21 protein-coding genes are annotated in these 23,790 nt (G+C 61.9%); 2 read left to right on the top strand and 19 right to left on the bottom strand.

Annotated elements, in window-relative coordinates:
* Positions 1–10 precede the first annotated feature (10 nt).
* Complete coding sequence (locus tag AC07V8_RS13125) at positions 11–2,758, bottom strand: TonB-dependent receptor domain-containing protein (RefSeq protein ID WP_494678594.1); 2,748 nt, start codon at positions 2,756–2,758, stop codon at positions 11–13.
* Between the two features lie 186 nt (positions 2,759–2,944).
* Entirely contained in the window at positions 2,945–3,832 is an 888-nt protein-coding gene (locus AC07V8_RS13120) for an HTH-type transcriptional regulator ArgP (protein WP_494678595.1), read from the bottom strand.
* A gap of 151 nt (positions 3,833–3,983) precedes the next feature.
* Between AC07V8_RS13120 and AC07V8_RS13115 the strand changes: the two genes are divergently transcribed.
* The gene (locus AC07V8_RS13115) at positions 3,984–6,356 is read left to right on the top strand and encodes a penicillin-binding protein 1A (RefSeq protein ID WP_494678596.1); all 2,373 of its coding nucleotides are present in this window, start codon (positions 3,984–3,986) and stop codon (positions 6,354–6,356) included.
* 23 nt (positions 6,357–6,379) lie between these two features.
* Entirely contained in the window at positions 6,380–7,003 is a 624-nt protein-coding gene (locus AC07V8_RS13110; RefSeq protein WP_494678597.1) for a trimeric intracellular cation channel family protein, read from the top strand.
* A 65-nt stretch (positions 7,004–7,068) separates the two neighbouring features.
* On the opposite strand, the gene AC07V8_RS13105 is transcribed toward AC07V8_RS13110, so the two are convergent.
* The 17 genes from AC07V8_RS13105 to chrA form a co-directional block, all read right to left on the bottom strand.
* Positions 7,069–8,154 (bottom strand): porin, encoded by a 1,086-nt coding sequence (locus AC07V8_RS13105; protein ID WP_494678598.1) that lies wholly within the window; start codon positions 8,152–8,154, stop codon positions 7,069–7,071.
* A 183-nt stretch (positions 8,155–8,337) separates the two neighbouring features.
* On the bottom strand, positions 8,338–9,288 hold the full coding sequence (locus tag AC07V8_RS13100) for a PDR/VanB family oxidoreductase (protein WP_494678599.1): 951 nt from the start codon (positions 9,286–9,288) through the stop codon (positions 8,338–8,340).
* Between the two features lie 7 nt (positions 9,289–9,295).
* Positions 9,296–9,724 carry a RidA family protein gene (locus AC07V8_RS13095; RefSeq protein WP_494678693.1) on the bottom strand — a complete coding sequence of 143 codons (429 nt, stop codon included), beginning with the start codon at positions 9,722–9,724 and terminating at the stop codon, positions 9,296–9,298.
* A 5-nt stretch (positions 9,725–9,729) separates the two neighbouring features.
* Positions 9,730–10,767 (bottom strand): Rieske 2Fe-2S domain-containing protein, encoded by a 1,038-nt coding sequence (locus AC07V8_RS13090; RefSeq protein ID WP_494678600.1) that lies wholly within the window; start codon positions 10,765–10,767, stop codon positions 9,730–9,732.
* 28 nt (positions 10,768–10,795) lie between these two features.
* Complete coding sequence (locus tag AC07V8_RS13085) at positions 10,796–11,020, bottom strand: recombinase-like helix-turn-helix domain-containing protein (RefSeq protein WP_494678694.1); 225 nt, start codon at positions 11,018–11,020, stop codon at positions 10,796–10,798.
* An 8-nt stretch (positions 11,021–11,028) separates the two neighbouring features.
* Positions 11,029–11,373 (bottom strand): hypothetical protein, encoded by a 345-nt coding sequence (locus AC07V8_RS13080; protein ID WP_494678601.1) that lies wholly within the window; start codon positions 11,371–11,373, stop codon positions 11,029–11,031.
* 14 nt (positions 11,374–11,387) lie between these two features.
* Positions 11,388–12,353: a VOC family protein gene (locus AC07V8_RS13075; protein WP_494678602.1), complete on the bottom strand. Its 966-nt coding sequence runs from the start codon at positions 12,351–12,353 to the stop codon at positions 11,388–11,390.
* A 38-nt stretch (positions 12,354–12,391) separates the two neighbouring features.
* A complete protein-coding gene (locus AC07V8_RS13070) occupies positions 12,392–13,867 on the bottom strand; it encodes an aldehyde dehydrogenase (protein WP_494678603.1) in 1,476 nt (491 codons plus the stop codon).
* Between the two features lie 8 nt (positions 13,868–13,875).
* A complete protein-coding gene (locus tag AC07V8_RS13065) occupies positions 13,876–14,682 on the bottom strand; it encodes an aspartate dehydrogenase (RefSeq protein ID WP_494678604.1) in 807 nt (268 codons plus the stop codon).
* Between the two features lie 10 nt (positions 14,683–14,692).
* Positions 14,693–16,408 carry a thiamine pyrophosphate-binding protein gene (locus AC07V8_RS13060; RefSeq protein WP_494678605.1) on the bottom strand — a complete coding sequence of 572 codons (1,716 nt, stop codon included), beginning with the start codon at positions 16,406–16,408 and terminating at the stop codon, positions 14,693–14,695.
* Positions 16,401–17,210, bottom strand: coding sequence for an SDR family oxidoreductase (locus tag AC07V8_RS13055; RefSeq protein ID WP_494678606.1), 810 nt, complete (start codon positions 17,208–17,210; stop codon positions 16,401–16,403). Before AC07V8_RS13055 ends, AC07V8_RS13060 begins: the two co-directional genes overlap by 8 nt.
* 5 nt (positions 17,211–17,215) lie before the next feature.
* Positions 17,216–18,052, bottom strand: coding sequence for an IclR family transcriptional regulator (locus AC07V8_RS13050; RefSeq protein ID WP_494678607.1), 837 nt, complete (start codon positions 18,050–18,052; stop codon positions 17,216–17,218).
* Positions 18,053–18,061: 9 nt separating this feature from the next.
* Positions 18,062–18,955 (bottom strand): alpha/beta fold hydrolase, encoded by an 894-nt coding sequence (locus tag AC07V8_RS13045; RefSeq protein WP_494678608.1) that lies wholly within the window; start codon positions 18,953–18,955, stop codon positions 18,062–18,064.
* A 1-nt stretch (position 18,956) separates the two neighbouring features.
* Entirely contained in the window at positions 18,957–19,496 is a 540-nt protein-coding gene (locus tag AC07V8_RS13040) for a cupin domain-containing protein (RefSeq protein WP_494678609.1), read from the bottom strand.
* A 43-nt stretch (positions 19,497–19,539) separates the two neighbouring features.
* Positions 19,540–20,304: an SDR family oxidoreductase gene (locus AC07V8_RS13035; RefSeq protein ID WP_494678610.1), complete on the bottom strand. Its 765-nt coding sequence runs from the start codon at positions 20,302–20,304 to the stop codon at positions 19,540–19,542.
* 263 nt (positions 20,305–20,567) lie between these two features.
* Complete coding sequence (locus tag AC07V8_RS13030; RefSeq protein ID WP_494678611.1) at positions 20,568–21,872, bottom strand: MFS transporter; 1,305 nt, start codon at positions 21,870–21,872, stop codon at positions 20,568–20,570.
* A gap of 472 nt (positions 21,873–22,344) precedes the next feature.
* The gene (gene chrA / locus AC07V8_RS13025; protein ID WP_494678612.1) at positions 22,345–23,520 is read right to left on the bottom strand and encodes a chromate efflux transporter; all 1,176 of its coding nucleotides are present in this window, start codon (positions 23,518–23,520) and stop codon (positions 22,345–22,347) included.
* Positions 23,521–23,790: the final 270 nt, after the last annotated feature.

Below are 23,790 nucleotides of genomic sequence, written 5' to 3'. Positions count from 1 at the left end.
TATGCCGGCCCTAAGAACCAAAATGATAATTAAATTCCAGCCATCCCATGCGGCCGTAGGGATTGTAGTTACCGGTAGGATAATACGGCCAGCCGCCGGTATTGTCTTGCTTCACCGAGTTGAACACATTGTTGACGATCAGCGCAATCGACGCCTGCGGGCTGATCTGGTAGCTGGCGCTCAGGTTGACCAGCGCGAACGGCGAGATGCGGCGGGTCTGATCGGCGCTCGGCAAGCTGCCGTAGCGCGTGACTTGCACCGTGCTGGTCCATGGACCGCGCAGCCAGGTGACGCTGGCGTTGACCTTGGAACCCCAGTCCGGATTGGTCAGCGAGTTCAGCAGATCCTGGTCGGGATCGCTGGCAAACTGGCGGTAGTGGTGGCTCAGCACCTTGGTGTAATTCGCCTTCAGCAGGAAATCGCCGGCGCCGCCGCCCTTGATGCGCCACTTGCCGCTGAAATCCAGGCCGCTGGTGCGTTCCTGCGCCGCATTGATCGGATTGACCAGGATGTTCTGAATCGCGTTCGGCTGGTAGATCGCCGTGGGCGGATTGCGCACCACCCGCGCCAGCGCATCAACGCAGGTGGGCGAAGTGATATCCAGCTGGCCGGCGCGGCAATTGGCTTCGTTGCGCAGGATGATGTCGGAATCGAGATTGGTCACCAGGTTATCGATCTGGATGCGCCAGAAATCGGCCGAGACATCGAAGTTGGAGCTTGGCGACCACACCACGCCGTAGCTCCAGGACTTGCCGTTTTCCGGCTTCAGGTCCTTGCTGCCGCTCTGGATGTAGTTGGCGCCGGGCGAATAATTATTGTAGTCGCAACCTGCCAGCGGCTGCCCCGCCAGCGCGCAGCGGTAGTAATCGGTGGTGGACGAGTAGTAGCCGCGCGTGGTCGACGAATAGATGTAGTTCATGTCCGGCGCGCGGAAGCTGGTAGCGTAGTTGCCGCGGAATAGCAGGGTCTTGGCGGGACGGAACTCCAGCCCGGTGTTATAGGTGAACTTGCCGTCGCTGCGGCCGGCAAAATCGTACTCGTCGTAACGTCCGGCGACCGTGGCCACCAATTGCTTGAGCAGCGGGATATTCAGTTCCGTACCCAGTGCATAGCGCTTGCGCGAACCGCTGGCGCCGGCGGCGTTCGACTGGTTGTAGAACACGCCCTGGTTGATTTGCGGATCCGGCGTATTGCTGAAGCCCTGGCTGCCGAATTCGGTGACCGCGGCCAGGCGCACCGGTCCGGCCGGCAGATTGAACAGCTCGCCGTTGGCGCTCAGGCTCAAGGTCTGGGTCCAGGATTTGTTGCGGCTGATGGATTCACCGGCAATCGAGTTGAACTCGTCAGGGGTCAGCGGCTGGCTGAGCCGTTTGGGATCAGGCGCGTAGATGGCGACGCCGTCGCTGTCGTAGCCCAGTCGCGGGCCCAGGAAAAAGCTATCCACTTTGCTCAGCAGCACCGGCGCGGTCTGGCGGCTGGTGTAAGCGGAAATATTATAGGCCGCCTCGTAGTTCCAGCTGCTGGTGGCGGGAATATCGCCGCGCACCCCGACAGTCCAGTTGCCGGCGACGTCGTTCCACTTGCGGTTGTAACGCGTCGCGCCGCCGATCTCTTCCGGCGAAATGCGGCGCGACCAGCTCTCGTTGGCGCCGCTGTTCTGGTTGTAGAAATAGCCGTTGCCGCCGCCTTCCGACGTCCAGTTAGGACCGCGCGTATTGTTCTGGGTAGAGTTAAATCCCAGCATCAGGTCGCTGAACACCTCAGTCTTGGGCGTCAGCTGATAAGTCAGGCTGCCGAACAGGTTCTCGCTTTCATTCTGCGTCATGGTGGTCCAGAACGCCGGCTGCGCCTTGCCGCTGCCGCAATACGGGCCTTTTTTCGACTGTACCTGCACCACGCTGTCGTAGAACAGATTGCCTATCTGGGCGCAATTGTTCGCACCTGGATCGACATACTTCCCGCTATCGACATTCTGGCGCGACAATATGCGTGTCGGCGCCGTGCCGTCGGAAGAGGCCGACGCCATGAAATCGCGCTGCCGGCTCCAGATCGGCTGGGTGCGGCTTAGTTCTACGCCAAAGACGCCGCTCAGCTTGCCGCTGCTGCCGCCGCCGGTGAACTGGATGCGCTGGTTGGAACCGCCGCCGTGCTGGGTGCCGCCGGCCTTGACGTTGAGGTCGAAACCCTCGGCGCGCTTTTTGAGGATGACGTTGACCACGCCGGCAATCGCATCGGAACCATATACCGCGGAGGCGCCGCCGTTCAGGATCTCGATGCGGTCGACCAGCGCCGAGGGGATATTCGCCAGGTTGACGAAGTTGACCGCGCCTTCGTACGCCACCGGGTAATCGGCGACGCGCCGGCCGTTGACCAGGATCAGGGTGTGGTTCGGGCCGAGGCCGCGCAGGCTGATGGTGTTCGCCGCCGGCGTGAAGGTGTTGCCGAAATCGGCGCCTTGCGTCATGCCGGTATTTTGCGTCTGCGCGCTGAGGGCATCGTACACATTACGGTAGCCTTGTTTCTCGATATCTTCGCCGGTGATCACGGTAACGCTGGTCGGCCCCTCCTTGCTGGCGCGCGGGATGCGCGAGCCGGTGACCAATACCTGTTTACTGTCGTTGCCGGCGGCGTCGTCTGCCGCCGGACTTGGCTGTGTTGTTTGTGTTTGTGCTTGAGCTGACTGATAGACGTACGGAACGCCATAAGCGATCAATAGCGACAGTGCGGAGCGCACCGGCCAGGTGTTGAATCTGTGCATGCGTATCTAACCCTTCCCATGTTTTCTTTTGTAAAGAACTGTGTCGTTCTTTAATGGGGAGTTAGAATATAGTATCCATACGGAAATAAAAACTGCTGTATTTACATATCTTTATGCGTTACATAAACAGCGGCGACCGCCGTAAGGTCGCCATGCCGAAGGCATGCCGCGGTCCAAGCAAAACCCTCATTTCAGGATTTTCCGCGCCGCAGAAATAATCTGCCGCGACAGGTTTTCCATGCGCGGCGACTGCACCTTCCAGGTATGCCAGTACAGCGCCAGTTCCAGCGGCCGGGTCGGCGCCAGATGGACCATGTCATCCTTCTTGCCGGCAGCCTTGAGCAGCAGTTCCGGCACCATGCCGTAACCCAGGCCGTAGCGGATAGCGTTGAAATGCGAGGCGGCGCCCGGCACATAATGGCAGGGATAAGCGCCAGCCGGCAGCCCCAGTTTGCTGAGCAGGAATGAAGACTGCAGGGTGTCCTTGTGGGTGTAGGCCACCACCGGCGCCTTGCGCGCGGCCTTGCGCGTCAGTCCGTCGGCGAACCAGCGGTCGCGAAAGCTTTCCGACGCCACCAGCCAGTAGCGCATTACGCCCAATAGCTCGGCCGAACAGCCGCGCATAGGTTTCGGCTCGGTGCTGATGCAGCCGATCGCCAGCCCGGTCTCCAGCAGCGAATAAGTATGGTCCTGGTCTTCCACGGTCAGGTCCAGCAATACGCGCTCGCGTATCAGCACCTCCGACAATGCCGGGAAAAACCAGGTGCCGATGGAATCGGCGTTGAGCGCCAGCACCAGGGTCAGCGGCGCATCCTGCTGCACCGCCAGTTCCGCCGCCAGGTCGGTTTCCAGCAGTTCCGCCCGCTTCAGGTATTGCATCAGGCGCTGTCCCATGCGGGTGGCGCGCGCCGGCCGGCTGCGCACGATCAGCGCATTGCCGAGCTGGCTTTCGAGCGCCCGCACGCGCTGGGAAATGGCCGGCGAAGTCAGGTGCAGGCGCACGGCAGCCTGCTCGAAACTGCCGCTCTCGATCACCGCACGAAACGCCTCGGTGTGTTTGGGATTGAGATTCATGCGCGCCATCCTTGGATAAGAAATATTTATGATTACTTAATAATACTTAATTCTACTAAGTATATCGCTTGCTGCCTTCACAATGACCGCTCTCAAAGTCATTCATCCCGCGTTCGCCTTCGATTCGTGCGCCATTTCAACAGGAGCGACCATGCGGCCAGCAGCCGAGCAAGCAACATCGCGACTTCCCCGTCGTCTCAAATTCATCCTCGGCTTCAGCATCGGCCTGATGCTGGCAGCCGGCCTCGCCAGCGGCTACTGGCTGCGCCAGGCCTGGCAGCAGCTGCCTTCGGTCGACCACCTGGCCCAATACAATCCGGCGCTGCCGTTGCGGATCTATTCCAGCGAGGGCATCCTGCTGGCGGAATACGGCGAAGAGCGCCGCGAATTCCTTCCCATTGAAAAAATTCCGCTGGTGATGCGCCAGGCCCTGCTGGCCATCGAGGATGCGCGCTTCTATGAGCACGGCGCCGTCGATTTCACCGGCCTGCTGCGCGCAACGCTGGCCAACCTGACCAGCGGCCAGCACGGACAGGGCGCCAGCACCATCACCATGCAGGTGGCGCGCGGCTTTTTCCTGACGCGCGAAAAAACCCTGCAGCGCAAGCTGATGGAAATCCTGCTGTCCTATAAGCTGGAACAGCAGTACAGCAAGGACAAGCTGCTGGAGCTGTACATGAACCAAATATATCTCGGCGAGCGTTCGTACGGCTTCGCGGCGGCGTCCAATATCTATTTCGACAAGCCGCTGGATCAGGTCAGCGTGGCTGAAGCGGCGATGCTGGCGGGCTTGCCGAAAGCGCCGTCGGCCTATAACCCGGTCGCCAATCCGCAGCGCGCGGAGACGCGCCAGCACTATATCCTGCAGCGCATGCTGGAACTCGGCTATATCAAGGAAGAAATTTTCCAGCAGGCCATGGAAGAAAAGCTTGCGCTCAACCCCAGCCGCAACCCCTCAGTGCGGGAAGCCGCCTACGCGGTGGAGGAAGCAAGGCAGATGGTGATCCAGCTGTATCAGGAGCGCGCCTACACCATGGGACTGGATGTCACCACCACCATCCAGATGGAGCCGCAGCTGGCAGCCGACAAGCAGCTGCGTTCGGGCCTGCTGGATGCGCAGGGACGCAGAGGCTATCGCGGTCCCGAAGCGCAGCTGGCCGCAATCGCCAGCGCTGACGTGGTTCGCACCATACATAAACTGCTGCTGCCCTATCCGGACAGCAGCGAAATCCGTGCGGCGCTGGTCACCGCGGTCTCGCCGAAGCTGATCAAGGCCGTCTTGCGCAACGGCGAGGCGCTGCAGATCGGCGCCATCGATCCGCGCATCGCCGGCGGCTGGGCTAAATTGCCGGCCAGCGGCAAGCGCAGCATCGTGCCGGGCTCGGTCATCCGCACCTATCGCGACAGCTCCGGTCGCTGGCTGCTGAGCCAGACGCCGGAAATGGAAGGCGCGCTGATTTCGGTCGACGCCAGGAACGGCGATATCCTGGCGCTGGCCGGCGGCTTCGACTTTTTCCGCAATCCTTTCGATCACGCCTTGCAGGCGTTCCGCCAGCCCGGCTCCAGCTTCAAGCCCTTTGTCTATTCCGCCGCCCTGGAAAAGGGCTATTTCCCGGGCACCATGGTCGATGATACGCAGCGCGTCCTGCTGCCGCAGGAAACCGGCGCCCGTGCCTGGCGGCCGCGCAACTTCGGCAACAACTACGAAGGCTTCATCACCGTCAGGCGCGGCCTGATGCGTTCCAAAAACCTGGTGGCCGTGAGCTTGATGCAAGCTTCCGGCGCCGGCTACGTGCAAGAGTTTGCGACGCAGTTCGGCTTCCTGGCCGAACGCAATCCGGTCTCGCTGCCGCTGGCGCTCGGCGCCGGCGCCGTGACGCCGCTGCAGCTGGCGCAATCCTATGCGGTGTTCGCCAACGGCGGCTATTCGCAGGCGCCGCGGCTGATCAAGGAAATCCGCGACCGCAACGGCCGGGTGCTGTTTGCCGACAGCGCACGCAAGAATCCGGGCAAGAAAGTCGTCTCTGCGCGCAATGCCTACATCATGGACAGCATGCTGCAGGACGTCGTGAAAGCCGGCACCGGCCGCGGCGCCAAGGTGCTGGCGCGCAGCGATACCGCCGGCAAGACCGGCACTTCGAACAATGCCTACGACGCCTGGTTCGCCGGTTATTCGTCGGGCGTGGTGTCGGTGGTGTGGCTGGGCTATGATCAGCCTAAATCGCTGGGCAACACCACCGGCGGCGTAGCGGCGCTGCCGATCTGGAGCCGCTACATGCAGGTCGCGGTGAAGGAGCGCAGCGAACAGCTGCGGGAAGAGCCGGCGGGGCTCAGCCTCTACGACGGCGATTATGTCTATTCGGAGTACCTGAAGGGCAGCTGCCTGGCGGACAGCAATCCCTTCATCCACAGCAAGTTCAAATGCCAGGCCGACGGCAGCGCCGATCTGGCGCTTGAAAAGGAAGCCTTGAACGCAGCACAGGAACGCGAGCAGATCCTGAAACTATTTTCTTCCGGAGACTAAGGCCTGTTAACAGGCCCTAAGCCATGCTTCTGCATACCATCTATCTGATTGCGATCGTGGCCGAAGCCATGTCCGGCGCCATCATGGGCATGCGGCGCGACATGGACCTGTTCGGCATCTGCGTCGTCGGCACCATCACCGCGCTCGGCGGCGGCACCATCCGCGACGTCTTGCTGGGCAACTATCCGCTGGGCTGGATCGCCCATCCGCAATATCTGCTGTTCACCGTCGGCGCCGCCCTCGTCACCGCCCTGGTGGCGCGCTTCCTGCACCATCTGCGCAGCGTGTTCCTGGTGGTCGACGGCCTCGGCCTGGTGGCGTTCAGCGTGATCGGCTGCGACATCGCCCGCGCCAACGGCATGGCGCCAGGCATCGTGATCCTGGCCGGCATGATCACCGGCGTCTTCGGCGGCCTGTTGCGCGATGTCTTGTGCAACCAGATTCCGCTGGTGCTGCAGCGCGAGCTGTACGCCACCATCGCCTTGTTTACCGGCGCCTTGTATGTCGGCCTGCTGTGGCTCGATGTCGATCCGGCGATTGCGCCGCTGGCCGCCATCGGCAGCGGCTTCCTGTGCCGCCTGCTGGCCATGCGCTTCCACTGGAAGCTGCCGAGTTTCAACGGCAGCGGCATCCTCGGATTCGAGTAGCGGTCCGCTTGTTTCAAGGGATGCGGGGCCGCCATGCGGGCGGCCCGTGTTCCTCGGTTGCCGTCTTAGAATGAATGATGCATGCCGACTGTCGTCACCAGCTGGCTGGCGCTGCCGGAGACACCGGTTGAACCGCCGGCGCCGGTGCCGTTCATCACGGCATATTTGGCGTCGCCGCCAGCCCGTTGATAGGCAGCCTGCAGATACAGCTCAGTGCGCTTGGACAAGGCATGCACATTGCTCAGGCTGACCGTGTTCCAGCGTGCGCCTTCCAGCTTGGACAAGCCGTATCCGAGATTCAAGGTATCGGCCGTCGCATAGCGCCATGCCACGCCCAGGTCCAGGTTTTTCTGCTTCGGCGAAATTTCTGTCGGCAAGGCGATCTTGGTCTGCGTGTAAATGCCGTTCAGCCGCACGCTGCCCAGCGTGTATCCGAGCCCTGCCGCTACCGTGGTCAAGCTGTTGAAGACGGTGGCTGCGCTGCCCAGCTTCAGGCTGCCGAGGAAAGTGCCGGCAAACCCGGCCGGGCGGTCGTTCAGCTTGGAATAGGCCAGTACTGCCCGCAGCGGGCCATTCACATAGCTGGCGCCGGCGCTCACATTGCGGCCCTTGCTGCTGTCGCCGGCCACCTCGCCCAAACCCACCATGCCGCTCATCTGCAGGCCGGCGAAGGTCGGCGATGTGTAGCGCACGGCGTTGTCGAACTGGTAGGTGTTGGCCAGGCTGTCCAGATTCCCCGGATGGAACAGATACCAGTTGGTCAGCTGATAGCCGTTGCTGAGCTTGCCGGCGTAATCGAACACGATATCCGGCATGTGGCCCATGGTCACGGCGCCGAAATCGCCGGACAGGCCGACCGTGCTCATGCGGTTGAACAGCTTCCCGGCCGATGGCTGGGCCCCGGTGTCGGTATAAAATCCGCTCTCCAGCTGGAAAGTGGCTTTCAGGTTGCCGCCCAACTCTTCGCTGCCGCGAAAGCCGATGCGGTCTGGCTGCATGGTGCCTTGGTCCAGGCGCACCACAGAACTTCCGCCCAAATTGTTGACATAGGCGACGCCGGCGTCCAGGCTGCCGTAAATCGTCACATTGCTTTGCGCAGATGCGCTCGCCGCCAGGCCGCTTGCCGCCAAGGCGATCAATATTTTCTTCATGCGTGTCTCCCCCTTCATCGAATTGCCACGGCCGCAGCCGTGTCCACCGTTCCCATATGCCCCGCGCTTACGAGATGTGTGCTTGGCGGATCGTTGACGTTTTGTTTTATATACGAATCAACGTTCCATAAAAAGATTGCGCAAAAAAAATGCCCGAAGCGTATTCGGGCAGATTGCTTGCAACTACAGGTCGAGCACCAGGCGCTTTCCTTTGCAGCCGGATACGCACACCATCATTACTTTGTTCGAGGCGCGCTCGCTCTTGCTCAGCACGCCGTCACGATGCTCGGGTTCGCCTTCCAGCACCCGGGTTTCGCACGAGCCGCAAACGCCTTCGCGGCAGCTGTGCTCGACTTCCAGGCCGGCATCCAGCAGAGCGTCCAGCAGCGATTTCCCGGCCGGCACCGCGACCGTTTTCTTGCTGCGCGCGAGTTCCGCCACGTATTCCCCGCTTTGCACCGCGGCGACATTTTCGGCGGCAGCGAAGCGTTCGATATGCACATTCGGCAAATCCAGCTCGGCGCAGATGGCTTCGAACGCATTGAGCATCGGCGTCGGCCCGCAGCAATAGAAATGCGCATCCTTCGGCCTGGCTGCCAGATAGGCGCGCAGGTCGGGCGGCGCGCCTTGTTCGTCGTCGAAATGCGCGCTCACGCTATCCTGCTGCAACAGCGCCGTGCTGAACGCCGCTTCGCCGCGCGACCTCGCGCAGTACAGCAGCTCGCACGACTTGCCCTCGCTGCGCAGCTGGTTCAGCATGCAAGAGATCGGCGTGATGCCTATGCCGCCGGCAATCAGCACCGAATGCGCGGCGGACGCGTCCAGGGGAAAATTATTGCGCGGCGCTGAAATTTTCATGTCTGCGCCGACCCGCAGCTGTTCATGCACGTAGCGCGAGCCGCCGCGGCTGTTGCGATCGTTGAGCACGCCGACCACATAGCGATGGCGCTCGGCCGCCGCGTTCAGCAGAGAATAGCTGCGCACGATGCCGTTAGCCAGATGCAGGTCGATGTGCGATCCGGCTTCAAACGGCGGCAATACGGCATCGCCCAGCGCCACCAGCTCCACGCTAAGAACACCTTTCGCCTCGAAACGCATGGCCTGGACACGAACCGAAATCAGAGAATTGCTCATAAAAACCTCAAACTAAACGATGGCCTGTTGTGATGCTCCGTTGCAGATCGATGTCGCGCCGCGCAAAAGCATCGATCTCGACCGTCAACTCGGGAAACACCAGGCCGCTCACCTGCACCAGCGTCGAACACGGATACGGTGACTGGAAGAAGGCGCGGCGCGCGCGCCCTACTTCATCCTTGTCGCCAATATCCTTCACATAAATCACCAGCTTATAAATGCTGCCTAGCGTACCGCCGGCGGCTTCCACCAGATCGCGGATCTTGCCGAGCACCACCAGCGTCTGCGCATAGGTATCGAGCGCCGCATTGCGTGAAGCCGGATGTGCGGTCATTCCGGACAACACGATCTCATTGCCGAGCAGCAGGCAATTGGACCAGGTCGCGCCGGCTGGTTCGGCTAGCTTGTCGCACGTGACATGGTGCACAGCGGTCATGCTGTTCACGCCGCCTTGACCTGGATGGCGGCCTCTTCCTTGGCCAGCTGTTCCTTGGCCAGGTTGCGCATATGGCGGCGCAGGCGGACGATGCCCATATCGTGCTGATACAGCATCTCGTGCTGGTTGGCGTCCGGCTCCATCACTTCCAGCACGACGCGATCCTGCTCCAGCACCGCCCAATGACGCGCTTCCAGCCGGTTGCGATAGAGGAAACGCCAGGTATCGCGCTGCCATCCGCTCACTTTGCGGCAGCGCCAGTGAAACACTGCGGCGACGTTATCGCTGATTGGGGTATAGCTGCCGATGATGTAGAAGCTGCCGCCGGGTCCGCCGGTTTTCGGATAGGGAATCGCCAGGCGCATCCAGTGAAGATCCGTATCGGCCCATTCCGTCCAGTCGAAATTGACGCCGGTCTGGCCTTCTTTTTCGAACACAAAGCCGATATCGGTTTCGCGCACGCGGAAGGTTGCCGTGCTGTCGCCCTCGGCCATCGAGTGCGACTGCTTGTGCAAGAAAGTGCCGTGCATCGGATCCATCACGTTGTCGAGCACGTAGCGGTAGCCCCCTTTCCATTCGGTGTAGCATAGGAAATGCGAGTATTCATCGCTAGTCAATTCTTCGGGGAGCTGCAACGGCGGCGGCTGGTCGACATCAACGCTGGAGTTGTAAAGGAAAATCGCACCGCAAGCTTCCTGCACATGGAAGGAGCGGGTCGCTTTCGCGCCTTCGAGCTTGCAGCCAGGGCTGCCAGGCACGCTGGTGACAACCCCGTCGAAACGCACTTGCACGCCGTGATAACCGCAAGCGATACGGTCGCCCAGCGCGATCCCCATGGACAATGGCGCGCCGCGATGCGGGCAATGGTCTTCCAGCGCATGCAATTTACCGGACGCTTCGCGCCAGATGACGAATTTCCGTCCCAGGCGCCGCAGCGACACCGGGCGCTCGGCGATAAAATCGGAAGGACAAATCGGGTACCACAAATCTTTCAATCCGGCGGTAAGTACTGCTTCCACTGGATCATTGGCTGTCGTTCTCATCACTATTCTCCTGAATGGCTCGGCCGGCTTAGGCCGCCAGTCTTGCGATTTCTTCTTGATATAAAGTTTCAGTCCAGATACCGCCGTTAAGCGGGCAACCCGGTCCGGTGCGGTTCAGATGGACTACCAGCCCCGGCAAATCGTGGATGCCGGCCGCAAATGCGCGTTCGATGGAATCGCCAAGCAAGTCTTCAAACTGAGTTGGCTGACGCCGCCTCGCCTGGTGCGGATTAAGATAGACGTCCTGTTTCATATCGTTCATTACTGGCCTCCATTTTTTACGCGTTCGCGGATACGCTCACGCACAGGTACAAAATCGTAAGTCGGATAACATTCGGTGCGGTACGCGCCCCAGGCGCTACGCTCGAGCTCGACATTGACCAGCGGCAGCAACGCCGGCGGCAGCTCCAGGGTGACGATCTGGCCTAGCCCCATCGCCACCGTCCATGACACAACGCGCGAACCTTCAACAGGGAAGCGCTCCCACCAGCCGGCCTTTTTCAGATGCGCCTGGATCTGTTCCAGGTTCATCGACTGATCATGCTTGAGCAGCACGGTCAGCAACATGGTTTCTGCTCGTCCGCTCTCTGTTTTCAACGAAGACATGTGCATACCTCGTATCAGGACTTGCTGCGCTCGGTCAGGAATTTGCCGCTTGGTCCTTCGGCATTTTTCTGGCGGCGGGTATTGCCGTCGATGCCGCCGTCGATCGCCCATTCGGCGAAAACGGTGGGACCGGGCTCAAAGTCGCGCGCCTGCCAGTCCTGGTTGAGCTGGTCTTCGTCGGCGTAGTATTCGATCAGGCCGCCGGCAGGATTGCGGAAATACCAGAAGTAAGCCGATGAAATCGGATGGCGGCCTGGTCCCAGCTGCGTATCCCAGCCCTGGCGCGACATATGCATGCCGCCGCCGAACACTTCGTGGATGTCGCGCACGGTAAACGCGACATGGTTCAGGCCGGCGCGCGCCTCGGGCGGCTGCAGCAGGAAAATATCGTGATGGCCGCCCTCGGCGGCGCAGCGCAGGAAAGCGCCGCGGCCGGGGTAATGATCGGATGGCACGAAGCCGAAATTGTCACAGTAAAAGCTTTCGCAAGCCTGCACGTCCTTGACGAAAAACACCACGTGACCGACTTCGATAGGCGCGGCGCGTTCGTAGGCCGGGCTGCGCTGGTTGATGCGATGCTTGTGCGCCCATGTATTCATTTCAGCGCACTCGACTTCTATCTCGCGCTTGCGCGTGACCTGGAAGCGCACCGCCAGGCCGTTCGGATCGGTACAGCCGATGCGCTGGCCCTGGTTCACATAACCGGACAAGCCTGCAATGCGGCTGGCGAAACGCGTCAGCACTTCAGCCGCCGATACGCCCCAGACCACTTCGCGCAAGGTCGGGCCGGCTTCTATCGCCGGCGGCAAACCGGGATCGCCGCTATGCTTGACGATCACCCGGCAACCGTTCTGTGTTTCAAACACCAGCGTGCTCTCGCTCTCCAGGGTCTGCACCATGCCCCAGTCGGAAAAAAATTTCTTGCACAACGGCAGGTCGTCCGCGCCGTAGGTGATTTCATCTATGCCTAATACATCCATTACCGTGTCTCCTCGCTTTACCTCTTTGTTACTGCCGTTCAGCTCGCCCAGGGCAAAGGCTGCTCATTCAAGCCCCAGTACATGCTCTTTTGCTCCATGTATTGCAAAATGCCGAGCCGGCCTTTTTCGCGACCCAGGCCGCTGTCGCGCCAGCCGCCGAACGGCGTTGAAATCGACAACTGCTTGTAGGTATTGATCCAGACATTGCCGGCCTGTACCGCGCGACCGAAGCGCCAGGCTTTCTTGTAGTCGCGAGTCCAGATGCCGGCCGCCAGCGCATACACGCTGTCGTTGGCTTGCTCGATCAAATCTTGTTCGTCATCGAAAGGCATGGCGACCAGCACCGGGCCGAAAATCTCTTCCTGGCAGATGCGCTGCCGATTGCTCAGACCCTCGATGATGGTCGGCGAATAATAATTTCCGCGTTCGAACAGCGCCCCCTGCGGCCGGCTGCCGCCGGTGCGGATGCGGCCGCCGTCGGCCACGCCCATCGCCACATACGATTCGATCGAATCGCGATGACGCGGCGTGATCAGAGGTCCGAGCTGGGTGCGTTCGTCGGCCGGATCGCCGACACGCAAGGCCGCCGCGCCGGCCGCCAGCCGTTCGATGAAAACCTCGTAGATGCCGCGGGCGACGAACAGGCGCGAGCCGGCAATGCACGACTCGCCGGAAGAGCTGAAAATCCCGTAGAGCACGCCAGCCACTGCATGGTCAAGATCAGCGTCCTCGAACACCATGGTCGGCGACTTGCCGCCCAGTTCCAGCGAAACCGGCATCATCTTGTCGGCGGCGATATGGGCGATGTGCTTGCCGGTGGTGGTGCCGCCGGTGAAGGAGACGCGCCGCACCAGCGGATGCAGGGTGATGGCGTCGCCGATCACCGAGCCCTTGCCCGGCAAGACGCTGATCAATCCCTTCGGCACGCCGGCCTCCTCGCAGATGCGCGCCAGCTCCAGCGCCATCAGCGGCGTGACTTCGGCCGGCTTGACCACCACGGCGTTGCCGGCGGCCAGCGCCGGCGCCATCTTTTGCGCTTCGCTGGCGATCGGCGAATTCCATGGCGTGATGGCGGCGACCACGCCCATCGGCTCGTACACGCTCATGGTCAGGTTATCGCCGCGCATCGGCGTGATGGTGTCCTCCATGGTTTCGCAGGCTGCCGCAAAAAACTGGAAGGTGCCGGCGGCGCTGGCTACCAGCGCCCGCGTTTCGCTGATCGGCTTGCCGTTGTCCAGGCGCTGGCGCTGCGCCAGGTATTCCGCCTGCTCGCGTATCAGCTGCGCTACGCGATGCAGCACCGCGGCGCGCTCATGCGGCTTGCGCTGGGCCCAGCCGCTGGTGCGGAAAGCATGGTCGGCGCCGCTGATGGCTTCTTCGACGTCGGCCAGGCTGGCGGCATGCAGCCAGGCCACCGCTTCGCCGGTGGCCGGATACAGGCTGGCGTAGCGATCGCCCTGCCCCTGGCGCCAGTTGCCGGCGATGCAGATCGGCAGTGTTTCTGTAGAATTCATTTCACTCCTCAGATTGATAAGGCGTGGGCGCGATTGCCGAGCGCGCGCACCACGCTGAACACCGTCAGGGCCGACGTTTTCGGATTGGCGGCCAGCGGCTTGCCGCGCATGGTCAGCTCGAAGCCGCCGAAGGCGCCCTTGGCTTCCACATGATGGACGTTTTCCGTGACGCCGGGATCGGCCAGCAGCCGCACCTGGGTATGGTCCAGGCCCAGACCGGCCAGCGACAAGGTAGCGGCGACATTGGCGTTCTTGGGATACAGGCGCGCGGCTTCGCGCGCCGTGCCTTCAAAGATGACGGTGGCAGTCTGCAGATTATCGAGATCGAACAGACCGTCGGCCGGCGTATCTTTCCAGGCGCCGGGCGGCTTGCGGCCGGTGTAGACCACGGAATCGAGGCCGCCGACCCGCGCCGCCGACAAGGCGTCGATCGCGCCGATCGCGCCGGACAGCAGTTGCACCTGGGTCTTGCCCTCGCGCGCCGCCGCTTCCAGGCGCTCCACCAGGCCCAGTTCGGACAATGCGCCGATCGACACCACCATGCAGGGAATGCCGCGTTTCAATGCCGGAATGATGTGCTCTTCGATGGCCTTGTGGCCGGCGCATTCGATCAGCAAATCAGGGCGCTGGCCCTGCTCTTCCAGGCGGTTGGCGACCCGTGCGTGCGGCGCCAGCGAAAACACCAGCGGCCGCGCCGTCTCCATGTGCGCCTCGGGCACGATGACGACATCGAAGGCGACTTCCGGATCGCTCTTCAGCAATTCCATCACGCCCAGGCCGATGGCGCCGCAACCTATCATTGAAACATGCAGCATATGCTTCTCCTCAGGCTAGCGTTGCAACGGATTGTTCCGCCGCTTTTTCTTCCGGCTTTTCATCATTCACCGGAGGCCCCGCGAATGCCGTCTTGAATTTGCCGATGGACAGCATGTCGATTTCCAGCAGGTACGGTCCCGCTTCAGACAGCGCCGCGCGCAAGCCGCTTTCAAGGTCGCTCAGCTTGCTGATGCGGACATGGCGCAGCTTCAGCGATTGCGACAGCAGCGCGTAGTCCGGCGTATGCAGCTCAACGTAATGGCGGCGGCCGCCGTATTGCGCATCCTGGATATTCTTGATGACGCCGTAGCTCTGGTCGTTCATCAGCACGATCACCATGTCGGCGCGTTCCTGCACTGCAGTCGCCAGTTCGCCCAGATTGAGGATGAAGCCGCCGTCTCCCGCCAGGCAGAAAGTCTTCTTGCCCGATGCCGTCGCCGCCGCGCCGACCGCGGCGCCTATGCCCATCGCCAGACCCTGGCCGATGCCGCCGCCCAGCGCATGCACGCCTGCCAGCGGATCGAAAATGCGCAGGTAGCGGTTGCCCCAGGTGCTGTTGGAAACGGTGACGTCGCGCACCCAGTTGAAATTGCGTCCAGCCGCTTGTTGCAGCTGCTCGACCAGGGCGCTGTACGGACCGAGCCCGTCCACCAGGCTGTGCACCGCGGCTTCGCGCGCCTTTTGCAGATCGCCGATGAAACCCGGATCGACCTGCATCGCCTGCAGGCGGTCGGCCAGGCCGTCCAGCGCCAGAGCCGCATCGCCGCAGACAAAGTAGTCGCTGTTATAGCAGCGTCCTTCCGCGGCCGGATCGGCATCGATGCGATAGCGTGCCGGCGGCAGTTTCAGTTCGTATTTCAGGGTCTCGTTGCCGCGCAGGCGCGAGCCGACCACCAGCACCGCGTCGCAAGTCTGGTAGAAATTCTCCACCGGCTTGTGCAGGTTGAAGGCGCCCAGCGAGCGCGGATCGTCTTCCGGCACGATGCCGCGGCCCTGGGTCGTGCTGACGATGCCGAAACCGAGATCGAGCAAGCGCTTTACCTGCTTGCTGGCGTGGCGCGCGCCGCCGCCCAGCCACAGCATCGGCCGCGTGGCCTTGAGCAGGCGCGCCGCCAGTTCGTCCAGCGCGTGCGCCGATGGCGTGTTGCCCGGTATCGGCAAGGGCCGCAGATCGGACGGCATGGCGATCATGGCGGCCTGGATATCGATGGGGATTTCGACGCTGACCGGGCCCATGGGCGGCGTCAGCGCGGTCTGCACCGCCAGCTTGACCGTGCTGATGGCGGTATCGACGCTGCGCACGCGGAATGCCGCCTTGGAGATCGCCTTGAGCATGCTGAGCTGATCCGGCGCTTCATGGATGTAGGACAGGCTCTGGTCCAGGTACGGCGTCTCGATCTGCCCGGTCAGGTGCAGCAGAGGAGTACCCGCGGTGAGCGCCTCGACCATGGCGCCGGCGGCGTTGCCGGCAGCGGTGCCGGTGCTGGTCAGGCAGACGCCCAAACCGCCGGTGGTGCGGGCATAGGCATCGGCCATGTTGGCGCCGCCTGCTTCGCCGCGTGCCATGACGAAGCGGATCTTGTCGCGTTCGCCGAAGGCATCCAGGATAGGCATGTTGTGAATCGAGATCACGCCGAAGGCAGCCTTGACGTTGCACTGTTCAAGGAAAGCTGCGATGGCGCAGCCGACAGTCACTTGTTCTAAGGGTTGAGTCTTTTTAGGCATGGCGGGAAAGTCCTCCTGAAACGTCGATATGACTGCCAGTTGTGTACGAAGAAAGCGGTGTCGCCAGAAACATGATGGCGCGCGCGGCTTCCTGGGGATGGCCGAGACGACCGAGTTGGATATTTTTTTTCTGCGCCAGCGCCTGGGTCCATTGTTCCCACGACATCTCGCGTTCAAGGCGCGCTTCGTAGCGGCGCCGCCACTGACCGGATTCCACCAGCCCGATCAGGATGCCGTTGACGCGGATGCCGAGCGGGCTGAATTCTGTCGCCAGCGAGCGCACCAGGTTATGCACGCCGGCGCGCGCGGCGGAAGTCGCCACCATGTGCGGTTCGGGCTGAAGCGCCAGCAGCGAATTGACGCAGACCACGGCGGCAGCGCCGTCGGCGCCCGCACTGCGCTGCAATTGCGGCTGGAAGGCCCGGGTCGGATAGATCACGGAGAAAAACTTGAGGCGCAATTCTTCCATCCAGGCTTCGTCGTCGGTGTCGGCAAAGGTCGAGACGCGGCCCTGGCCGGCGTTATTGACCAGCATCGATACCGCGCCGAGATTCTTCTCGACAGCGGCGGCGAAGGCTTGCACTTGCTCTTGCGACAGCACGTCGCATACGCCGCAGTATATTTTGGCCTGCGGGAAGCGCAGGCGCAGCATGGCTTCGACCTGCGTCAGGCGCTCCTGGTTGCGGCCGCAGAACGCTACCGCGGCGCCTGCTTCCAGCAGCATTTCCACGGTCGCCAGGCCGATCCCTGAGGAACCGCCGGTAACCGCAGCCACCTTGCCTTCGAGTCTCACCATGCTCATGCTGTTTACTCCCGCCACATGTTGACGACCTTGCCGCCCGATTTCTCAGGAGCGTGATCGAGCAAAGCCGACAACTCGCCGGCGGCGGCGCGCACGCTGCGCACGATTTCGCCGAGCTGGTCCGGCTGGATGTGCGGCAGAGGCAGCGTCGCACCCATCGCGGCGACCACCTTGCCGGAATGATCGCGCACCGGCGCTGCGATGGTCGAGATGCCGGTTTCGAAGAAACCTTCCTGCAGCACATAGCCGCGCGCCTTGTCCTGCTGCACCATGTCGAACAGTTCGACCACGGTTTTCGGCGTATTGCTGGAGAAGCTTTCCAGATGTTCTTCCGGATACAGTTCGCGCAGTTCCGCCAGCGACAGGTCCTCCAGCAGGACCCGGCCCAGCACGGTGGCATGGGCCGGCAGACGGGTGCCGACATTGACCGAGCTGACGAAGGCGGTCGGCGTCACCGACTTGGCGACATAGACGATGGAACGGCCGTCGCGCACCACCAGGTTGCAGGGATGGGAAATCTGGTCGCGCAGGCGATCCAGCAACGGCCGGCCGATCTCCGTCAATTCCAGCGAAGCCAGGTATTCAAAGCCCAGGCGCAGCACTGCCATGCCGAGGCGATAATCGCGCCCGCCTTCATTGCGTTCGACGAAGCCCATGCGCTCCAGCGTGGTCAGCAGGCGGAACACCGTCGAGCGCGGCACGCTCAGCCGGCGCGCCAGTTCCGGCGCCGACAGGCTTTTGTCCTGGCGGCTGAATTCGCACAGCAGGCGCAATCCCCGTTCCAGTCCTGGAACCTGGTATTTATCTTGCATTTCTTCTTCTGGCAGCTCTATTTTATTCATGATGTTTTCTTAAGAGAGTTGATCAAGATGACGACGTATCACTGCGGCTACGGCTTGCGGCTGCTCGACATGGCAGGCATGGCCGGCCGCTTCTATCAATTGAAACGGCAACTGGAAAGCCTCTGCCAGCGCCCTGCTGTCTTGCGGCGTGGTGACAATGTCGTCAGCGCCGCAATATACCGCCATAACCCGCGCAGCAGCCAGCCCTGCTGTCATGGACAGATAACGCTGAAGATCGTCGCCGCACAGCATGTACACCGCTTGGGCATAGCCCGCCGGATTCAGCGTTTGCGCATTCCAGCGCACCCAGGCCCGCGCCAGGTCGCCAGCCTGCGGCGACAGCATGCGCTCCGGGCTTTTCTGCGCCATGCCTTGGATACCCGGATCTTCCAGCGCAGCCAGGCGTTGCTGCGCAATCTCCCGGCCGCGGACGCGCTTGTCATCGCTGCCATAGCCTTGCGCCGGGCTGATCAGCAATAACTGCGAGACACGCCCCGGCTCCTGCGCCACATAGGCTGACGCCATCATTGCACCCAGCGAATGTCCTACCAGCACGCAGTCGGCGATGCCCATGACCCGCAAGAACTGCTGCAGACGTGTCGCGTAGTTCGCCGCGCTCGGGCTTGTCATCGGCAAAGGCGAGGAAACGCCGTAGCCCGGCGCATTCCAGGCGATCACCCGCGCATCGCCCGCCAGTTCCAGCGCGCACTGCAGCCATGACGCCGCACCCGAGCCTATGCCGTGCAGCAGCACCACGGTTTTCCCAGCCGTTTCCGCCCCGCAGCTGCGGTAGGAAATCGCGCTGCCGCCGACATCGACGCTGCGCTCCGCAAAGCGCGCATGCAGCAAATCGATGGCGTCCTGCAGTTGGCTGGCGCTGCCGGCGGATGCGATGGCGGTCATGTCAATCACGCTTGATCTTTGCCAGCGGGTGATCTGCAGGATAGGTCGGGCGGACCGGGGTTTTGGCGCCCAGCATCACGCACATCAGCGCATCTTCTTCGCCGATATTGATTTCTTCGCGATACACGCCGGGCGGGATCGACACTACGTCGCGCTCGGTCAGGATGGTTTCGTAGCGTTCGCCGTCTTTCTCCAGCACCAGCTTGAGCTTGCCGCGGAGGACGAAGAAGACTTCCTCGACGTCCACGTGCAAATGCGGCGGTCCCTCATGGCCGGCCGGAATGATCATGGTGGAGAAAGTGAAATGCTCGGATGGAATCACGCTGCTGTCGCTGGCCACGCCGGTGCCGCCGGTGCCGATGTAGCGCATTTGCGCGCGGCGGTATTTGGGATCATGGTCGGCCTGGAATTTCAAGGCGTTCCAGTCGTACTTGCGGCTGGAAAAGCGCGCCACCCGGCTGTCCATCCACTGGCTGAAACTGCTGCCCTCGGCCTGGTCCCAGCTGCGCTTGATATTCTGTTGTTCGGATAAATCAGTCATTGGTTTCTCCTTGCGTTAGTGCGTTCTGGTGAGTGCTGATAACTTAGTTCATGACAAAGCCGCCGTTGACGGCCATGACCTGTCCGGTATAGAAGCGGGACAAATCCGACAGGGCAAAAACGACCGCGCCGCAGACGTCTTCCGGCAATTGCTCGCGCTGGATGGCGCGGCGGTCGTGGTACATCTGATGACGCGCCTGCGGCACATATTCGGTCGCTTCCACCAGCGTCAGGCCCGGCGCTATCGCATTGACGGTGATGTTGTCGGCGCCCAGCTCGCGCGCCAGCGAACGCGTCATGCCGATCACCGCGCTCTTGCTCGCCACGTAGGCCAGCAGGTTGGGCGCGCCCCACAACGGCGTGTCGGAAGCCAGGTTGACGATGCTGCCGCGGCCGGACTGGCGCAGCGCCGCCAGGCAGGCATTGGTCATGAGCCAGGTGCCGCGCACGTTGACGTCCATGACCCTGTCCCACATCGCGATTTCCAGCTGCTCGGTGGTGCGCCCGCCGGAATTGGTCACGGCGGCGTTATTGACCAGGCCGTCGAGTCCGCCAAGCCAGGCTATTGCCTGCCCGCCGCATTGCTCGATGGATTGCGGGTCGGCCAGGTCGAGCTTGAATCCAGCCACTTTCAGGCCGCGCTGCTGCAGGCCGGCGACCGCTTGCTGCAAGCTGTCTTCCAGAATGTCCGCCAGCGCCACGCTGGCGCCGGCTTCCGCTGCGGCGACCGCAAACGCCAATCCCAGGCCGCGCGCCGCGCCGGTAATCAGAATCCGCCGCCCTGCCAGTAGTTGAATGCTCTGCGTCATATGTGACCCGTTGTCGTGGTATTTGTTTGTTTCATATATGAACCAATGATTTATATATGAGTCGCTAAATGGAAATATATCAGATATTCTGCAAAAAGATAGGGCTTTTTCCTTCCTTTTGTCTCTTTTTGGTTCTTATCTAAGCTAATGATTTATATATGAAATGTTGCTAATTGCGCGTGCAGCCCTGGAGCGGCTTCGACAGCCACCCGGAGACGCCTGCAAGCGCACAACTTTGCCTGGGAAGAGCCGCCCTTGGATCGCTATGCGCCGACGCCAGACGCCGCCGCAGCGCTCATTTGGAGGTCGCTTCGCTGGCGCAGCCAAAGAATCAGGCCGCATGCAAACACCACCAGTTGGGTACCAATCAACAATGCAAATCCGGCGAAAAATCCCGATCCGGCGCTGGCCGAGGCGCCCGAACCCGCGGCGACGGCGCTGATCACGCCGCCCATCAGGGCTGGCATGAATCCCGCCACCAGGCTGCCGGTGCCGTTGACCACGCCGAAGGCGCTGGCGGTGTGCTCGGGGCGCGAATAATATTGCACCGTGCTGGGTATCGCCGGACTCAGCAGTCCCCAGAAGAAATTGGCGGCAATCAGGCTGTAGGCAGCCCAGTAGGGGCTCGCCACATTGATGGCGAACAGCACCGACAAAGCCACACCCAGGCTGGCCGCCATGAAGATGAAAGGCACGTGCTTGCGCTCGATCTTGTCGATGATGACGCCGCCCAGCAGCACGGCCAGCACCAGTGCGTACTGCGGCAAGGAGGCAAGCCAGCCCATTTCCTTGATCGAGAAACCGCGCGCTTCTTTCAGGTAGGCCGGCAGCCAGTTGCTGCTGCCCCACAGATACGCCAGCGCGGCCGAAGTCAGGATCGTGATCAGCATCAGGTTGCGTGTCTTCAGCGCGCCTTTGATGATCTCTCCCGCCCGCGCCATGGCATCGCCCAGCGAACTCGGCCGCTCCGCATACACCGCCATTTTCGGCATGCGGACAAAGGCCAGCACCAGCGGGATGCCCAGCACGATGTTCAGCAGGCCGATCAGGTAGAACGACATTTCCCAATGAAAGCTGACCAGCATGTAGCCGACGATTGGATAGCCGAGCGCCAGGCCGAGGCCGGTTCCCATGTTGACGAAAGAATTGGGCTTGCCGTTTTCACGGCTTTCAAAATGCGCCTTGATGTAAGACGAGGCCAGGGAAAACAAAGGCCCTTCCGCCACCCCGAGCAAGATGCGCGACGCCACCAGGATGCCGTAGCCGTGGAAATGCGGCGTCATGAAAGTCACCACGCCCCACATGGCCAGGCCGTAGATGAGGCTGCGGCGGACGCCGAACAAGGCGGCGCAAAACGGCGTCAGGATAAAAGCGGAAATTCCGTAGCCCAGCATGAACGCCGTCGCCAGGAACCCCTGGCTGGCGCGGTCGCCCTTGGCGATGTCTATGTGATTCAGAAATGCCGGATCGGTGATCAGCACCGAGATGTTGATCCTGTCCACATACGAGATGGCGACGACGATGAACAAGGTAATCACGCCATACCAGCGGCCGCTATTCGACTTCATAAAATCTCCAATGTTATTGAATTATTTTTCTAGTAGCGTCCGCTTGCCTGCGCAAGTTAAGCGTCTTTTGTTTCACATATAAAACAATGACTCATATATGGAGCTATTGCCTCAAAATATAGCAGAGAATTGGAGAAATGGAAGGATTTTTTGTTTTGCATGCGACCTGCTGTTTTATATGCAAGACAATTTGATCTGCCGGATTGTTCGACGGATTGTTCGACGAATTGCTGCCGGTCGAGCGACGCGCCTGCAAAAGGCGGATGGGATTGCGCTGCTACGCTTGGAGAGAATTGGAGAGGTGCCGGCAAGAGAGAAAGACTTGCAAGCATGATTGGCGAAAAAATACTGTTGAAAGTGACAGGTGCCGCCGGCGAATCGGGGCGGCAACGCGGTGGGCAGAAAATCCGTCTGGATTAGCGTGCGCTCACACCCTTCGATGCGGGCCACAGGCTTATTGCTGCGGCAAGCCTCAAATAACGGCTGCTGCAAGCGCCGTCAGCGCAACCACCAGCCAGGACGGCCATTTCCAGACCAGCAGCAGGCAAAACGCCAGCGCCGCCAGGCAGAAATCGGCCGGCCTCAGGATAGCGCCGGTCCAGACCGGGTTGTAGAAAGCCGCCAGCAGCAGCCCGACCACCGCCGCATTGATGCCGGTCAAAGCCCTTCTGGCGCCCGCATGCTGCCGCAGCGCTTCCAGGAACGGCAGTGCGCCGCAGACCAGCAGGAACGAGGGAAGGAAAATCGCCGCGACGGCAAGCAGCCCGCCCAGCCAGCCGTTGGGCATCCGGGACGATACGCTGCCGAGGTAGGCGGCGAAGGTAAATAAAGGCCCGGGCACTGCCTGCGCCGCGCCATATCCCGCCAGGAAAAGCTCGTTCGAGACCCAGCCCCTGGGCACCACTTCCGCCTGCAGCAACGGCAGCACCACGTGGCCGCCGCCGAACACCAGCGCGCCTACCCGGAAGAACACGTCGAAAAGTTCGGCGACGTAGCGTCCGGAAGTCTCGGCCAGCAAAGGCAGCGTCGCCAGCAGCGCCAGGCAGAGCGCGATGGCCGCGACGCCGGCGCGGCGGCTGATGTGCGAGGCCGGCAATTTCTCCAAGGAGACCGGCGCCGCCTTCAGAAACAGCACGCCGGCCACGCCTCCCGCCAGGATAACGCCGATCTGGCCAAAGGCATTGGGCAAGGCCACAGCGATGCACGCCGCAAGCAGTGCGATAGCAGCCCGTTTCGCATCCGGCGTCAGGCTCCGCGCCATGCCCCACAGCGCCTGCGCCACCACTGCCACGGCGACCACTTTCAAGCCATGCAGCCAGCCGCCGGCCAAGGCAGCGTCCATGTGCACGACAAAGAGACCGAACAGGATGAGCGCCAGCGCCGACGGCGCAGTGAATCCCAGCCACGCGGCAAACCCGCCCGCATAGCCGGCCCGGGTCAGGCCCAGCGCAATGCCGACCTGGCTGCTGGCAGGCCCGGGCAGCAGCTGGCACAGCGCCACCAGGTCGGCATAGGCCGACTCGGCCAGCCACCGGCGCCGCTCCACGAACTCCGTCCGGAAATAACCGAGATGCGCGACCGGTCCGCCAAACGATGTCAGGCCCAGCCGCAGAAAGACGAGGAATACCGTTAAGGGGGAATCGCGCATTGTCGGGGGGATTGAGATTTTTCCGTTCGCCTGCATCTTAGGGCCTGTTAACATTTGATTTGGGAGATGCGTTCCAACCAAAACGTGTGCTGGCAAGGCGCGTGGCGTAGCTGGGGCTGGAGCCCCAGCAAGCCATGCAACGCCGCCAGCGCACGTTTTGGCTGGAACCCTCCGGGAACGGCTGCAGGCGTCACATGCCGTTGTTGCAACTCCTTGCCGCGCAGTTGGCAAATAAGCCGCTACGTCGCGTCGTCGCGCCTAGGCCTGTAA

Source organism: Collimonas sp. GW821-FHT02H07 (assembly GCF_059421505.1).
Note: the sequence above shows the minus strand (reverse complement) of the source record. Positions and strands in the feature narration are given on the sequence as shown.

Bases quoted from the DNA above. Each gene is read 5' to 3' on its own strand.
- AC07V8_RS13105 (WP_494678598.1), bottom strand. From the start codon at position 8,154: ATGAAGAAAATATTGATCGCCTTGGCGGCAAGCGGCCTGGCGGCGAGC.
- AC07V8_RS13045 (WP_494678608.1), bottom strand. From the start codon at position 18,955: ATGACCGCCATCGCATCCGCCGGCAGCGCCAGCCAACTGCAGGACGCC.
- AC07V8_RS13115 (WP_494678596.1), top strand. From the start codon at position 3,984: ATGCGGCCAGCAGCCGAGCAAGCAACATCGCGACTTCCCCGTCGTCTC.
- AC07V8_RS13075 (WP_494678602.1), bottom strand. From the start codon at position 12,353: ATGGATGTATTAGGCATAGATGAAATCACCTACGGCGCGGACGACCTG.
- AC07V8_RS13030 (WP_494678611.1), bottom strand. From the start codon at position 21,872: ATGAAGTCGAATAGCGGCCGCTGGTATGGCGTGATTACCTTGTTCATC.
- AC07V8_RS13065 (WP_494678604.1), bottom strand. From the start codon at position 14,682: ATGCTGCATGTTTCAATGATAGGTTGCGGCGCCATCGGCCTGGGCGTG.
- AC07V8_RS13120 (WP_494678595.1), bottom strand. From the start codon at position 3,832: ATGAATCTCAATCCCAAACACACCGAGGCGTTTCGTGCGGTGATCGAG.
- AC07V8_RS13100 (WP_494678599.1), bottom strand. From the start codon at position 9,288: ATGAGCAATTCTCTGATTTCGGTTCGTGTCCAGGCCATGCGTTTCGAG.
- AC07V8_RS13035 (WP_494678610.1), bottom strand. From the start codon at position 20,304: ATGACGCAGAGCATTCAACTACTGGCAGGGCGGCGGATTCTGATTACC.
- chrA (WP_494678612.1), bottom strand. From the start codon at position 23,520: ATGCGCGATTCCCCCTTAACGGTATTCCTCGTCTTTCTGCGGCTGGGC.
- AC07V8_RS13055 (WP_494678606.1), bottom strand. From the start codon at position 17,210: ATGAGCATGGTGAGACTCGAAGGCAAGGTGGCTGCGGTTACCGGCGGT.
- AC07V8_RS13085 (WP_494678694.1), bottom strand. From the start codon at position 11,020: ATGAAACAGGACGTCTATCTTAATCCGCACCAGGCGAGGCGGCGTCAG.
- AC07V8_RS13110 (WP_494678597.1), top strand. From the start codon at position 6,380: ATGCTTCTGCATACCATCTATCTGATTGCGATCGTGGCCGAAGCCATG.
- AC07V8_RS13050 (WP_494678607.1), bottom strand. From the start codon at position 18,052: ATGAATAAAATAGAGCTGCCAGAAGAAGAAATGCAAGATAAATACCAG.
- AC07V8_RS13080 (WP_494678601.1), bottom strand. From the start codon at position 11,373: ATGTCTTCGTTGAAAACAGAGAGCGGACGAGCAGAAACCATGTTGCTG.
- AC07V8_RS13090 (WP_494678600.1), bottom strand. From the start codon at position 10,767: ATGAGAACGACAGCCAATGATCCAGTGGAAGCAGTACTTACCGCCGGA.
- AC07V8_RS13095 (WP_494678693.1), bottom strand. From the start codon at position 9,724: ATGACCGCTGTGCACCATGTCACGTGCGACAAGCTAGCCGAACCAGCC.
- AC07V8_RS13070 (WP_494678603.1), bottom strand. From the start codon at position 13,867: ATGAATTCTACAGAAACACTGCCGATCTGCATCGCCGGCAACTGGCGC.
- AC07V8_RS13060 (WP_494678605.1), bottom strand. From the start codon at position 16,408: ATGCCTAAAAAGACTCAACCCTTAGAACAAGTGACTGTCGGCTGCGCC.
- AC07V8_RS13040 (WP_494678609.1), bottom strand. From the start codon at position 19,496: ATGACTGATTTATCCGAACAACAGAATATCAAGCGCAGCTGGGACCAG.
- AC07V8_RS13125 (WP_494678594.1), bottom strand. From the start codon at position 2,758: ATGCACAGATTCAACACCTGGCCGGTGCGCTCCGCACTGTCGCTATTG.